The sequence below is a fragment of the Asticcacaulis excentricus CB 48 genome, assembly GCF_000175215.2.
Lineage (GTDB): Bacteria > Pseudomonadota > Alphaproteobacteria > Caulobacterales > Caulobacteraceae > Asticcacaulis > Asticcacaulis excentricus.
This window is the reverse complement of sequence record NC_014816.1, coordinates 857,778-871,131: the sequence shown is the minus strand read 5'-3', so window position 1 is coordinate 871,131 and position 13,354 is coordinate 857,778. Positions and strand designations below refer to the sequence as shown.

At 61.3% G+C, this 13,354-nt stretch carries 11 protein-coding genes; 9 read left to right on the top strand and 2 right to left on the bottom strand.

All coding sequences use genetic code 11. The annotated features are described in order from the left end of the window. Nucleotides 1-50: 50 nt before the first annotated feature. A complete protein-coding gene (locus ASTEX_RS04070) occupies nucleotides 51-1,148 on the bottom strand; it encodes an ABC transporter substrate-binding protein (protein WP_013478341.1) in 1,098 nt (365 codons plus the stop codon). A gap of 325 nt (nucleotides 1,149-1,473) precedes the next feature. Between ASTEX_RS04070 and ASTEX_RS04065 the strand changes: the two genes are divergently transcribed. Beyond that, on the top strand, nucleotides 1,474-3,555 hold the full coding sequence (locus tag ASTEX_RS04065) for a phosphocholine-specific phospholipase C (RefSeq protein WP_013478340.1): 2,082 nt from the start codon (nucleotides 1,474-1,476) through the stop codon (nucleotides 3,553-3,555). Between the two features lie 295 nt (nucleotides 3,556-3,850). After that, complete coding sequence (locus tag ASTEX_RS04060) at nucleotides 3,851-5,092, top strand: Hsp70 family protein (RefSeq protein ID WP_013478339.1); 1,242 nt, start codon at nucleotides 3,851-3,853, stop codon at nucleotides 5,090-5,092. Here ASTEX_RS04060 and ASTEX_RS04055 read toward each other — a convergent pair. After that, a complete protein-coding gene (locus tag ASTEX_RS04055) occupies nucleotides 5,079-6,551 on the bottom strand; it encodes a S41 family peptidase (RefSeq protein WP_013478338.1) in 1,473 nt (490 codons plus the stop codon). The genes ASTEX_RS04060 and ASTEX_RS04055 overlap by 14 nt on opposite strands. A gap of 160 nt (nucleotides 6,552-6,711) precedes the next feature. Here ASTEX_RS04055 and ASTEX_RS04050 point away from each other — a divergent pair, with 160 nt between their 5' ends. From ASTEX_RS04050 to hisF, 7 genes are all read left to right on the top strand, one after another. Continuing rightward, complete coding sequence (locus ASTEX_RS04050) at nucleotides 6,712-7,032, top strand: YerC/YecD family TrpR-related protein (protein WP_013478337.1); 321 nt, start codon at nucleotides 6,712-6,714, stop codon at nucleotides 7,030-7,032. Between the two features lie 6 nt (nucleotides 7,033-7,038). Further along, nucleotides 7,039-7,926, top strand: coding sequence for an ATP phosphoribosyltransferase (gene hisG, locus ASTEX_RS04045; RefSeq protein WP_013478336.1), 888 nt, complete (start codon nucleotides 7,039-7,041; stop codon nucleotides 7,924-7,926). A 143-nt stretch (nucleotides 7,927-8,069) separates the two neighbouring features. Beyond that, nucleotides 8,070-9,368, top strand: a complete 1,299-nt coding sequence (gene hisD, locus ASTEX_RS04040) for a histidinol dehydrogenase (RefSeq protein ID WP_013478335.1) — start codon at nucleotides 8,070-8,072, stop codon at nucleotides 9,366-9,368. 97 nt (nucleotides 9,369-9,465) lie between these two features. Then, nucleotides 9,466-10,968, top strand: coding sequence for an imidazoleglycerol-phosphate dehydratase HisB (gene hisB, locus ASTEX_RS04035; RefSeq protein WP_013478334.1), 1,503 nt, complete (start codon nucleotides 9,466-9,468; stop codon nucleotides 10,966-10,968). Continuing rightward, nucleotides 10,965-11,558 carry an imidazole glycerol phosphate synthase subunit HisH gene (gene hisH / locus ASTEX_RS04030; protein ID WP_013478333.1) on the top strand — a complete coding sequence of 198 codons (594 nt, stop codon included), beginning with the start codon at nucleotides 10,965-10,967 and terminating at the stop codon, nucleotides 11,556-11,558. The genes hisB and hisH overlap by 4 nt, the downstream gene beginning before the upstream one ends. Before the next feature lie 157 nt (nucleotides 11,559-11,715). Next, nucleotides 11,716-12,447: a 1-(5-phosphoribosyl)-5-[(5-phosphoribosylamino)methylideneamino]imidazole-4-carboxamide isomerase gene (hisA, locus tag ASTEX_RS04025; protein WP_013478332.1), complete on the top strand. Its 732-nt coding sequence runs from the start codon at nucleotides 11,716-11,718 to the stop codon at nucleotides 12,445-12,447. A gap of 57 nt (nucleotides 12,448-12,504) precedes the next feature. Continuing rightward, on the top strand, nucleotides 12,505-13,326 hold the full coding sequence (gene hisF, locus ASTEX_RS04020) for an imidazole glycerol phosphate synthase subunit HisF (protein WP_013478331.1): 822 nt from the start codon (nucleotides 12,505-12,507) through the stop codon (nucleotides 13,324-13,326). Nucleotides 13,327-13,354: the final 28 nt, after the last annotated feature.

Here is a 13,354-nt window from a genome sequence, read left to right as displayed (position 1 = left end):
CACAAAAGCCGGACCGCCGCAGATGCGGGCACCTGCGGCGGTTAGTTGTCTCAGGCGGCCTTGATCTTGGTCATGGCGTCTTCATAGACCTGCGCCTTTGCGGCGTCGAAGGCGGCGTATTCGCAGCGCGCCAATTCTTCAGTCGAGGGGAAGATGATGGGGTTATTCTTGTAGGTATCCGGCATCAGCGCTTTGGCTGCGGCATTGGTCGTCGGGTAGAGGATGGTCTCAAAAATGTGTTTCGAGGCCTGCGCGTCCATCATGTAGTTGATGAAGCGGTGGGCGTTTTCCGGGCGCGCGGAGTCCTTGGGGATACACCAGTTGTCGGAATTGAGCTGAGAGCCTTCCTTGGGGATGATGAAGTCGATATCGTCGTCCTCGGTCTTCACCTGCGCAATGTCGCCATTATATTCAAGAACCAGATCGACCTCTTTCGACAACAGCATGTCTTGCCCATTGTCTTCGTGGAAGGCCTTGATATTGGGCTTCTGCTTGATCAGCATTTCGGTGACCTTATCAATGGTCGCCTGATCGAGGCCATTGACGGAATGGCCGAGGTATTTGGCTCCCAGACGGATCATGTCCCCGGCCTCGGACAAGACCGCGATCTTGCCCTTGAACTGATCGGAATCGAACAGGTATTTCCACGAATCCGGCTTGAAGCCCGCCGGCATTTTCGACTTCCGATAGCCGATGCCCAGCACCAGCCAGGTATAAGGCGCCGACCATTTGCGACCCGGATCATAGGCCACGTCCAAAAAGGCCGGGTCGATATTTTTGAGGTTGGGCAGCTTGGCGTGATCGAGCGGCAGAAGCAGGTCGGCCTGCGACAGGCGCTCAACGAAGTCATTCGACGGCACAATGACGTCAAAGCCGGAATTGCCGGTCTTCATCTTGGCGAACAGCTCGTCATTGGTGGCGAAGATCGACATGTTGACGTCGATACCGGCGGCCTTTTTGAAATCGGCCAGCGTGTTGGTGCCGATATAGGTGTCCCAGTTGTAGAAGTTCAGCTTGTTGCCTTCACCGCCAGAGGGGCTGGCCCCCTGCGAACAGGCCGACAGTCCGCCGAAACTGATGCCCACCGCTGCGGCCCCAAGACCTTGCAGTAAGGAACGACGTGAGGCGTGAGTACGCGATGAAGTCATGTCCGGTCTCCTCAGGTTTCAACCCGTCAGCGGGTGACGGCGGTGGTGGTGCAAACCTCACGGAAGACGCCGTCCCTCTGGCCCCTTCCAAGTGTGACGATAAGTTAACAGAATACGGGATTGGATTTCTGTCAACCGGCAACTGTGATCACGTTCGCAATTGCGTCATGTTTTTCGTTCAGAGCGTCACTCAGATAAGGCGATGGTCCCCTTTTCGCTTTTACGCCTTACCTCGTAGCGGCAAAGCCGCACGGAGGAGAAACGAGGTATACAAAACTGTCACCCGCGCGCGTTATGGGGTAGGCTTACCCTTCGGAGCCGCCCCATGACCAGCCGCCGCACCTTTCTTCGCGCCACCCTCAGCAGCACTCTGGCGGCGTCTTTAGGCAGCCTGCCCCCGACCATTGCGCGCGCCCTGGACATCCCCGCCCACACTCGTACCGGCACGATCAAAGACGTTGAACACGTCGTCATCCTGATGCAGGAAAACCGCAGTTTCGACCACTATTTCGGCACGATGAACGGCGTGCAGGGCTTTGGCGACCGCTTTGTCATCCCGGCCCCGGCGACGCCTGCCCACCAAAACCGAACCGTCTTTGCCCAGCAGCGTGAGGACGACCCCACCCGGCTGATCGCGCCATTTGCGCTCAACACCACCCAGGATTTCCGCCTGATACGCCTCGAAGGCACGCCGCACAGCTTCAAGGACGCGCAGGCCGCCTGGGACGAAGGGCGCCTGAGCCAGTGGCCCAAATCTAAGCACAATCACGCCATGGCGCATTTTGAACGCGCCGATCTACCGTTTCAGTACGCTCTCGCCGAAGCCTTCACCCTGTGCGACGCCTATTTCTGCGCCATGCATTCGGGCACCAATCCCAACCGCGTGGTCCACTGGACGGGCACCAATGTCGGCCCCAATGGCCCGGTCATCGCCAATGATTATGACGAACTGCACGCCGATCCTAAGGGCCACGGCGGCTATGACTGGACCACCTATCCGGAGCGTCTGAGTGCGGCGGGCATCGACTGGCGCCTCTATCAGAACATGAAGGACAACTTCACCGACAACCCGCTGGTTGGCTTTAAGACCTATCGCGCCGCCGATAAGGCCACGTCGGGCAAACTCGCAGACCTCGCCGAACGCTCGATCCGCACGCGCGACCTCGATAAGCTGAAAGAAGACGTACTGGCCGGCAAGCTGCCGCAGGTGTCGTGGATCATCGGTACGGCCGAAGGCTCCGAACACCCCTCGACCTCTTCGCCGGCGCAAGGGGCCGACTATACGGCTAAGGTGCTCGAAGCCCTGACCGCCAATCCGAAGGTGTGGGCCAAGACCGTCCTTTTGATCAATTTCGATGAGAATGACGGCTATTTCGACCATGTGCCGCCGCCCGCCCCGCCGTCGCTGGACGCCAATGGACAGCCGCTGGGCTATGCAGAAGGGGCGGAGCGCGAATATCATCAGGGTGACGACGCGCTGAAAAACCGCCCCTATGGCCTGGGCCCGCGCGTGCCGATGTACGTCATTTCGCCGTGGTCAAAGGGCGGCTATGTGGCCTCTGAGGTGTTCGACCACACCTCGGTCATCCGTTTTCTGGAAACGCGCTTTGGCGTGCACGAGCCCAATATCTCACCGTGGCGGCGCGCCGTGTGTGGCGACCTGACCTCGTGCTTTGATTTCAAGACACCGAACGATCAGCCCTTCTTTGCGCACCTGCCCAAAACCGCCGACCGCGCCGAACAGGCGCGACGCTTAAGCGGCAAGACGACGCCCAAAACGCCCGACGCCCTCACCGCTCCGGTGCAGGAACAGGGCCTGCGCCCCCGCCGCGCGACGCCTTATCGCTTTGAGACAGGGGTGGAAGTCAGCACCATTCACGTTAAGGTCATCTTCTTTGTCGATCCGGACGCGAAGGCTGCGGTTTTTCACGTCTATGACCGCTTGAAGCCAGAGGCGGCGCCCTATCGCTACACCGTCAAAGACAATGAAGGGAAGGCTGAGTACACGCTTACCGGAACCGGCGGTCAATCCTTTGACCTGTTTATCCTCGGTCCCAACGGATTTCACCAGCGCCTGACCGGTGCGTTTGCCGACCTGCCAGCGGTCTTTGGTCTGGGGGTTCTGCCGAAGGGAGCCTATTACGGTCTGGATGAGACGGGACGCGCCTCCTTCGATTACCGCCTCACAGACAATGCCTATGGCGGTGTTGCACAGGATCTGCATCTGCACAGCGACCCGATCAATGCCGCTCACACCTTCGGCATTGACACGACAAAGACGCATGGCTGGTTCGACATCAGCGTGCAATTTGGCGGCGTGACGATCCGCTGCGCTGGTCATGTCGAAGACGGCAAGCCGTCGCTGTCCGACCCGGCGGCGTTTGGGGCCGCGAGGCTGACGATCTGACCTCCGATCTCGAGATAACTTCGCAAGGGTGTATGCAACGCGCGCATTCGTCGGCTAAGTTGAGCCGCCGAATGGCTCTAGTTATATTTCTAAAGCCTCATGCTTTTTCCGAAAAGTGGTGTCCACTTTTCGGCATGAGGCTCTAAGTCCCGAATGGCTCTAAGTTTTTGTTCAGTAGAGCAATTTTTTCGAAAAGCGCCAAAACGCTTTCGTGGTGCTTTGTCGGATTGCGCTCTGGCCTTCGCCACTTATCCCGTGTACACACCGCCGCCCATTTGTGTGTGTGGAAGCTCCCATGTCCTTGCGTCCCTATTGCGGTATAGATTTCGGCACCTCTAATTCGGCGGTCAGCGTCGGGCGCGGCGATCAGGTGCAACTGGTGCCCGTCGAAGGCAATTCCGTCACCCTGCCCTCGGCCCTCTTCTTCAATACCGAGGAAGATCATGTCAGCTTCGGTCGTAAGGCCATTGCCGAATACCTCGACGGCTATGAAGGCCGCCTCATGCGTGCCCTGAAATCGGTGCTGGGCAGCCATCTGATCGGGGAAACCACGCAGGTCGGGTCAAAGCGCAAAAACTTCCGTGAGATCATTGGCCTCTACATCGCCCATGTGAAACAGGCCGCCGAACGCCACGCCGGCGAGCGCATTGAGGACGTGGTACTGGGCCGTCCCGTGCACTTTGTCGATGACGATGCAGAGGCCGATCAGCGCGCCGAAAACGAGCTGCGCGGCATTGCCGAGGCGCAGGGCTTTAAGACCATCCGCTTCGAATACGAACCGCTGGCCGCCGCACGCGATTACGCCAGCCGCCTCAGCACGCGTGAAACCGTGCTGGTGGTTGATATCGGCGGCGGGACGTCGGACTTTTCGGTCCTTAGCCTATCACCCGATCACTCGGATATTCTGGCCAATACCGGCGTGCATATTGGCGGCACCGACTTCGACCGCCTGCTCAGCATGGACACGGCCATGGTCGATATGGGCTGGAAGTCCAAACTGAAAAGCGGGCTCGACATGGCGGGCCTGACCTATCATCAGCTTTCGACCTGGCACCTGATCAACTTCCTCTACACGCAAAAGGTCATGCACAGCGTGCGCGAACTGCACCATCTGGCCGAGCGCCGCGACCTGACGCAGCGCCTGATCAAGGTGCTGGACGACCGCATGGGTCACGCCATCGCCAGCCGCATCGAAGCGGCCAAGATCGCTTTGTCCTCTGAGGCGGTCACCCACATCGACTATGCCGATATCGAAGCCGGATGGGTGTCGGATGTCACGCGCGAGACGCTGATCACGGCGACGGCGCGCGAAGTGGCCAAGGTGGTGGCCACCGCCGGGCTGTGTGTGGAAAAGGCAGGCCTCAAGCCGGACGCCATCCATACCCTGTTCATGACCGGCGGCTCGACCGCCATGCCGGGCTTTGAAGCCGCCATGCAGGCCGCCTTCCCCGCCGCCAGAATCAATTACGGCGACCGCTTCTCGTCGGTGGCGTCAGGTCTGGGTCTGGCGGCGCGGGCAGCGTTTACAACCCTTTGATCCATGTGAGCAGGGCCGCGTCGTTGCTCATATCCCCCTCGAAGACATGCGCAGGGCGTTGCGGCTCATTATTGCCGCGCGGGCGTCCACGATAGACCTTCATAGGCACGCCAATGCCCGCCATCCCACTGGGCAAGGTCTGGTCACGGACTTCCATATAGAGGGTGTCGGCAGAGGTTTCGCGCCCGACCTGCACCGCGCCCAGCGCCTTCCACAGATCCACCGCATCGAGGCAAGCCGACCCGCAAGAGGTATCTGTCAGGACAAAGACACGACCTTTGAAAAGGGGCGCTTGCGGTCCGGCAGATCCTTGCGACGCTTCGCCCTCATTCGCATCATGCCAGTAAACTTCGCCCTTATCGCGCGCCGCCTTCATCCCGGCCAGCGCGCGCTCGCCCCACTGAATGGCCTCAACGCTGCCGCTATTGGCCTTCTGATCGGCTACGAAGGCGGCAATGGTGGCTATATTGGCTTCGGATGGCCGCCAATCGACGGCGTCCGCGCCTCTGGCTTCATGGGCCGCCGTCCACTCGCCGCCCCAGATTTGACGCGCAATCTCATAGCCCCATTGCGATGAGCCCCCGCCATTGCCGCGCAGGTCCAGCACAACACGACCGACCCTGTTTAACCGCGCCGGGTCGGCCTTGAGCGCGACGATCAGGGCGGTCAGTTCGCGGTAATCGTCGCTTTGTGTATTGCCATTAAAACCGGGCGTAGACAGCCACAACGTCCCCTCGGTTTCGCGCAAACCGAAACGATAGTCACGTGCCGGGCGGGTCAACTTAAGATATTTGCCAAGGTCTTCATTACTGAGCTGCGCCCACGTCAACCGATAGGTTTTCGTGCCCGCTTCGGTGGCAAAGCGGCAGGTTTTGAGCGGTTTCAGATAAGGGTTGTCGGTATTGACGAACAGAAGATCGCCATAGGTTACGCGCTGCGATTCGAGAAACCAGCGCCCGCGGAACGCGCCGACGCGCTGTTCCGCCAGCAGGCCCGCCTTAGTCCCGTCGCACGAAATCAGCTTCGCGCCCATAGGTGGCGTGTCCGTCCGGCCCTCTTGGCGCGCCGTCACGACCTGATCTGCACCGGTCCATACGGTCAGAAATCCCGGCCAGGTACTGTTGAGCTTGGCCCCATCGCCGATACCATAAAGCTGCACATGGCCGTCATCGAACGAAGCCTGATAGGCCCGCAGGGCCCACCACCAGCCGCCAGGCGTATGCACCGTCTTCGCCCGTTCCAGCGCCTGTTTCAGCCCCGCCGCGGCACGCGGGCGAAAGGCAGGGTTGAGCGGATCGACCGGCCCCGGGTGGCTGTCCATAATGGCGGCGTGGAAGGCCGTTACATCGGCCTCCAGCCGCGCCTTCCAGTCCACAGGCTCTGTAGGCGGTGCGTCCTGCGCCTGTGCCGCACAGGCGGTCCCGGCGATAAATCCTGCCAGCAAAAGAATCCGGTGCATTCGATCCCCCGTTCGGATATGAACACCGCAGCTTATCCCGTTCCAGTTGATTGCCAAGAGACGCAGGACCGGACTACCCGAAATAATGCGACAAAATCGCAAGGACCGGCTTGCCATCATCCCCCGGCTTCTGTATTAACGCGCTAACACAGTAACACACATGACTGACAAGCCCGCCAAGACCCCGCAATCCTTCGCCGCAGACGAAGCCGAACTGGTCCGCGCCCTTCTGACGCTCAAAACAGCCGAAGAGGTGCGTGCCTTTCTCGACGACCTGTGTACGCCGTCGGAAATCCGGGCCTTTGCCGAACGCTTCAAGGTCGCGCGTCTGCTGGACGAAAACGCCCTCTCCTACCGGGACATCTCGGAACGGACGGGGGCATCGACCACCACCGTCACCCGTGTGGCGCGCTTCCTGCGCGACATGCCGCACAAGGGTTACCGGCTGGTGATCGACCGATTGAAACAAGAAAGTCACTAAAGTCCTATGCCTTCCGAAACCCTCAGGCTGCGTATCGCCGTACAGAAATCCGGTCGTCTGGCCGACCGTTCGCTGGAGCTGATTTCCGGCGCGGGTCTGCGCGTCATGAAGGGCGCCAATGAGCTGCTGTATCGCATCGAAAACCAGCCCATTGACCTCCTGCGCGTGCGCGACGACGACATCCCGACCTTTGTCGCCGACGGCGTGGCGGAACTCGGCATCGTCGGATATAATGTGCTGGCCGAGCACTTCCCGGAAGATGACCTCGAAGAGCGAATCGTCATGCGCCTTGGCTTCGGCAAGTGCACGCTGAAGATCGCCGTGCCGGACAGCGTCAGCTATGAGGGGCCGCTGAGCCTCGAAGGCAAGCGCATCGCCACCTCCTACCCGAATATTCTGGGCAAATGGCTGAAGGATCGAGGCGTGAGCGCGACCATCGTCGAAATGCGCGGCGCGGTCGAAGTGGCCCCGCGTATGAAGATCGCTCACGCCATCTGCGACCTCGTCTCGACCGGCGCCACGCTAGAGGCCAATGGCATGAAAGCCGTCGATCTGGTGTTGGCCTCCGAAGCCGTGCTGATCAAGGCCCCGCACGCGCCGCCCGCCGATCTGGCGCACGTTTATGACATGCTGCTGCGGCGTTTCGATGGCGTCACGGCGTCAAACGGGGCCAAATATGTGATGCTCAATGCCCCGCGTGAGCATCTGAACGAGATTATTGAGCTTATCCCCGGTGCCGACGCCCCGACCATTATGCCGCTGGCTGGGCGCGAAGACACGGTGGCGGTCCACGCCGTGTGTCAGGAAAATGTCTTCTGGGACACGCTGGACAAGCTCAAGGCGGCGGGCGCTTCGGCGATCCTCGTTCTGCCTATCGAAAAGATGATGAAATAAGTCAAGTTACCCCTCCCCCATCTGCGCTTCGCTTGATGGTCCCTCCCCGCCTTCGGCAGGGAGGAGAAACGACCGCTCAACGCCTGCGAAATGGGGAGGTGGCGTTCAGCGCCGGAGGGGTATCTTTCCAACCGAGTGGCCCGATGAAGACCTTTATCTGGAAAGACCTCAGCGCGGCGGAACGTAAATCCGCCCTCTCGCGTCCGGAAAACCGGCGCGACGCTCGCGTGCTTGAAACGGTGAAAACCATATTCGACGACGTTGAAGCTCGAGGCTTTGCCGCCGTCAGCGACTGGGCGGCGCGCCTCGACGGTCACGCTCCCGTGCGCGTCGAACTGACGCGTGCTCTGGTCGATGAGGCGCGCGCCAATCTGGCTGCCGAAGATCTCGACGCCATGGAACTGGCGGTTGAACACGTGCGCGCCTTCCACACGGCTGAGCTGCCGTCCGCCGGACCGATCATTGCACCATCGCAAGGTCTGTCGCTTCAGCGCCTTTATCGCCCCATCTCGACCGCCGGCCTCTATGTCCCAGGTGGCACGGCGCCGCTGTTTTCGACCCTGATCATGACCGCCGTGCCCGCTCTGGTCGCCGGCGTGCCCAACCGTGTTTGCGTCACACCGCCGGCCAGAGACGGCTCGCTGCACCCCATGATGATCGCTGCCGGGGCCGCCGCCGGTCTTGAGGCCGTGTGGCGTGTCGGCGGGGCACACGCCATCGCCGCTATGGCTCTGGGCGCGTTGCCAGACGTCCCGGCGGCGGACAAGCTGTTTGGGCCGGGCAACAAGTACGTCGCTGAAGCCAAACGCTACGCCACCGAGCGCGTCTCCGGCATCGCGATTGACATGCCCGCCGGTCCGTCGGAGCTGATGGTTATTGCCGACGCTTCGGCAAACGCGAAGCTGATCGCTGCCGACCTGCTGTCGCAGGCCGAACACGACGCCGACGCGCAGGTGGTGCTGGTGACGCTGGACGCCGCCCTAATCGCGGCCGTTGGTGTTGAGCTTGAGACGCAACTGGCGACCCTGCCTCGCGCCGCCATTGCCCGCGCCTCGCTGGAGCAGGCGCGCCTGTTCGTCGTCGATAGCCTTGAGGCTGCAGCCGAGGTTGCCAACCACTACGGCCCCGAGCACCTGGCGCTTCAGGTGGCCGATCTAGACGCCATGATCCCGCAACTCACCGCCGCCGGAACGGTATTCGCCGGGACCTATGCCGCGGAGACCTTCGGCGACTATGCGGCCGGCCCCAGCCATGTCCTGCCGACCGACGGCGCGGCACGCGCCTGGGACGGCATCACCATACGCTCCTTCCTGACCAGCTTTGTGGTCCAACGCGCCACCAAACACGGCGCAGCGAATATTGCGCCCGCGGCGGCGCGTCTGGCGCGTCTGGAAGGCCTTGAGGCCCACGCGCTGGCGGCAGATTTCCGGTTAGAGGTTTAAAATGATACTGACGTGCACCGCCGGCAGCTTTTCAAGATGCGCTACAGCTTCGCTGATTGAGCGAAGGGCCGCTGACTTCTGGCTGGAGGTTTAACTCATGTTCGCATCGCCCTTCACCGCCCTCAATGCCCAAGGTTCTGGCCTCGAAGCCTCGCCGCCCTCGCTGGAGCCGTTGCGTGAGCGCATGGCTGAGCTCTATGGCATCGAACCCTATCAGCTAATGGTCACGCGTGGCGCATCGCACGCTACCGAAATCCTGATGCGCCGCCTGAAGGTCAATGGATATGAGGCTGTCTTCACGGAGCCCTGCTATTCGGAGCGACAGTACCATCTGCAAAGCCTCGCTGACGCCTATGGCCTTACCCTTAAACAGGCGACCAAGCCGCTGATGACGCTTAAGGGCGCAGGCATGTACGTCATCGACAACCCCGCCATGCCGGACGGCAAGGCTTGGGACCTGATCGCGGCGCGCACGCTGGCCGTTGAAATCTTTCCGGCCCTGCTGGTGATTGACGAGAGCTATTTCGACGTCTGCGACGCCCAGAGCCTGATCGAACTGACCAAATCCGAATCAAACGTAGTCGTGCTCAAGAGCCTGTCCTTCCTGTACGGACTTTCGGGCGCGCGGGTCGGAGCGCTGATCTCCTCGGCCAAGACGCTGAACGGTCTGACACGCTTCTGCGAGCCGGTCCCACTGCCCACGCCGTCGATCCGCGCCGCCGAGGCCGCTCTGGCCCCGTCGCGCGCCTTAAGCGTCGAGGCGCGCATAGACCTGATCCGCGGCGAACAGGCGCGGTTGCGCGACGCACTGGAGCAGGCGCCCGCCGTGGTGCAGTTCCACGTCAATGACGGCCCCTTCGTGTTTATCAAACCAAAGGACCTGATCCGCAGCCAGACCCAACTAAAAAAGTTCGGCATCACCGCCAAGAACGCCTATGAGGGCCTGATCATGGCGCTGGGCGACAAGGCGCACAATGACCGCATTCTGGCAGCGCTCGGTGTCAGCATCAAAGCCGGACGCCCCGCGCGACGCGGGGAAGTGCTGCGCGACACCAAGGAAACCCGGATTTCGGCCATTGTCGATCTCGATACGCCCAAGCCAGTGAAGATTCACACCGGCATCGGCTTCTTCGATCACATGCTGGATCAGGTGGCGACGCACGGTGGGTTTTCGCTACAACTGTCATGTCAGGGCGATCTGGAAATCGACGGCCATCACACAATCGAAGACTGTATGCTGGCCTTTGGGCAGGCTTTGAAACAGGCGTTGGGCGACCGCGTCGGTATGGCGCGCTTCGGCTTTGTCCTGCCGATGGATGAAACCGAAGCGAAGGTGTCGATTGACATTTCCGGCCGCGCTTTCTGCGTGTTCAATGGCGCGTTCGAAGCCAGCCACATCGGCGACTATCCTACCGAAATGACTGGTCACGCCTTCCGTTCACTGTCCGAAGCCCTGGGAGCGTCGATCCATGTCGAGGTCGAAGGCGAAAACGATCACCACAAGGTCGAAGCCTGCTTCAAAGCGCTGGGGCGTGCCCTGCGGATGGCCACGCGCATCGAAGGCGACGCCCTTCCCTCGACCAAGGGAATGCTCGCATGAGTCAGGTAGTCGTTATTGAACTGGGCTGCGCCAATACCGCCTCGGTGCTGTTCGCGCTGGAGCGTCTGGGTGCTGAGGCCGTGCTGTCGTCGGATGCGTCGGAGATCAGGGCCGCCCCTCGCGTGGTGCTGCCGGGTGTGGGCGCGGCAGGCTTTGTAATGGGCCGCATCCATGAACTGGGGCTTTATGACACGATCCGCAGCCTGACCCAGCCGCTAATGGGCGTCTGTCTCGGCCAGCAACTGCTGTTCGACAGCTCCGAAGAGGGCGATGTTACCTGTTTGGGCCTCATTCCCGGCCGCGTGACGAAAATGGAGGCGCCTAAACCTTTGGTCGTGCCGCATATGGGCTGGAACCAGCTGCAGGCCGTGCGCGAGGACCCGCTGACGATAGGGTTGAACGCGGGCGACTACGCCTATTTCGTGCACAGCTTCGTCTGTCCGGTCACCGACCATACGCTGGCGCAAACGACCTATGGCGCGCCGTTTGCGGCCATGGTGCGCAAGGGCAATGTCTGGGGCTGCCAGTTCCACCCCGAACGCTCCTCGACCGCCGGCGCGAAGATACTCGAAAACTTTCTGACACTTTGACAACTGCAACATCCACCCCGCCCCCACCCCCATTTGCCGCGCAAATGGTCCCCCTCGCCACCCTAAGGTGGCGAGGAAAAAAACGCCGCACGAAGGGCGCCGCCCTAAGATGCGGTGGTGGGAATTCTTCATTTTTACGCTGCGCCGGAGTTACGGCATGATCCTCTACCCCGCTATCGACCTGATCAACGGTGAATGTGTCCGCCTCGCTCAGGGCCGGTTTGATGCTGTCACCAGATACGACTCCGATCCGTTCAAGCGCCTTACCCTGTTCAATGAAGAGCTTGCTGAATGGGTTCATATTGTCGATCTCGACGGGGCGCGCGCCGGCTCGCCGCAGCAGCACGAACTGATCGGGCGGCTGGCGCAGGCCTCGCGCGCGAAAATCCAGACTGGCGGCGGTGTGCGGTCGCGCGCCCATGTGCAAACCCTGCTTGATCAGGGCGTCTGCGCCGTCGTCGTAGGCTCTGCCGCTGTGAAAGACCCCAAGGAGGTGCGCGGCTGGCTGCGCGACTTCGGCAAGGAGCGTATCACGCTGGCGCTGGACGTTTTACCCACCAAGGACGGTGACTTTGACGCCGCCCTGCACGGCTGGACAGAAGGGTCGGGGATTTCGCTGTGGAAGGTGCTCGACGAATATCCGGTCGGCGTGGCACAGCGCATCCTCGTTACCGACGTGTCACGCGACGGCATGCTGATGGGGCCGAACATGGACCTGATGCGCGCCCTGAGGCAAAAACGCCCGGACCTCGACATTCAGGCGTCGGGCGGCGTGCGATCGGTCGAAGACCTTTATGATCTCAAGGCGCTGGGCGTGCACGGGGCCATTGTGGGCAAGGCCATTTATGAGGGCCTGATTGATCTCAAAGCCGCGCTGAACGTGGGATAGTTTTTTAGTTGGGCTTTTTAGCCGAAAACCGCTTCACACTTTTGGGAAAGCCCTCACATGTTAGCCAGACGTATTATCCCCTGTCTCGACGTCAAGGACGGCAAGGTCGTCAAGGGCGTGCAGTTTGTTGGCCACGAGGTGCTGGGCGACGCCGTCGATATGGCGTTGCGCTACCGCGACGAAGGCGCCGATGAGCTGGTGCTGTACGACATCACTGCGTCGGCCGAAGGGCGCACGGTCGATTACAACTGGGTGCGCGACATTGCCCGCGCGCTCGACATCCCCTTCTGCGTCGCGGGCGGCATCCGTTCGGCCGAACAGGCGGTGAAGTGCCTCAATTCCGGGGCCGATAAGGTGTCGATCAATTCGCCTGCACTGGAGCGCCCGGACCTGATCAATGAGCTAGCCGAAATGGCCGGGTCGCAGTGCGTGGTGGTGGGGGTGGATTCGCGTGAAGTGCCCCTCCCGAAAAGCGGTAACCGGTTTTCGGACACAGAGGGGCAACCCCCTTTGCACAACGACTATTACGTCCATCAGTATTCGGGCGATCCGGACAAGATCCGCGCCGCCGGGCGTCGCACGCTCGACTGGGTGGTCGAGGCGGCCGAGCGCGGGGCTGGCGAAATCGTGCTCAACTGCATGAATCAGGATGGCGTGCGCAAGGGGTACGACATTCGCCAGTTGCAGCTGGTGCGCGATCTGATCGACATTCCGCTGGTGGCCTCTGGCGGGGCCGGCGCACCAGAACACTTTACCGAGGTCTTTGATCAGGCCGACGTGTCGGGCGCTCTGGCGGCCAGCGTCTTCCACAAGAAGATCATCCATATCCCAGAGCTCAAGCGCGATCTGCAAAAGGCGGGAATCGCGGTTAGACTATAGTTCGCGCCCCCCCAATTGCAGATTGGGC

Coding starts and splice junctions, on each gene's coding strand:
- ASTEX_RS04070 (WP_013478341.1), bottom strand. CDS start 1,148: ATGACTTCATCGCGTACTCACGCCTCACGTCGTTCCTTACTGCAAGGT.
- ASTEX_RS04065 (WP_013478340.1), top strand. CDS start 1,474: ATGACCAGCCGCCGCACCTTTCTTCGCGCCACCCTCAGCAGCACTCTG.
- ASTEX_RS04060 (WP_013478339.1), top strand. CDS start 3,851: ATGTCCTTGCGTCCCTATTGCGGTATAGATTTCGGCACCTCTAATTCG.
- ASTEX_RS04055 (WP_013478338.1), bottom strand. CDS start 6,551: ATGCACCGGATTCTTTTGCTGGCAGGATTTATCGCCGGGACCGCCTGT.
- ASTEX_RS04050 (WP_013478337.1), top strand. CDS start 6,712: ATGACTGACAAGCCCGCCAAGACCCCGCAATCCTTCGCCGCAGACGAA.
- hisG (WP_013478336.1), top strand. CDS start 7,039: ATGCCTTCCGAAACCCTCAGGCTGCGTATCGCCGTACAGAAATCCGGT.
- hisD (WP_013478335.1), top strand. CDS start 8,070: ATGAAGACCTTTATCTGGAAAGACCTCAGCGCGGCGGAACGTAAATCC.
- hisB (WP_013478334.1), top strand. CDS start 9,466: ATGTTCGCATCGCCCTTCACCGCCCTCAATGCCCAAGGTTCTGGCCTC.
- hisH (WP_013478333.1), top strand. CDS start 10,965: ATGAGTCAGGTAGTCGTTATTGAACTGGGCTGCGCCAATACCGCCTCG.
- hisA (WP_013478332.1), top strand. CDS start 11,716: ATGATCCTCTACCCCGCTATCGACCTGATCAACGGTGAATGTGTCCGC.
- hisF (WP_013478331.1), top strand. CDS start 12,505: ATGTTAGCCAGACGTATTATCCCCTGTCTCGACGTCAAGGACGGCAAG.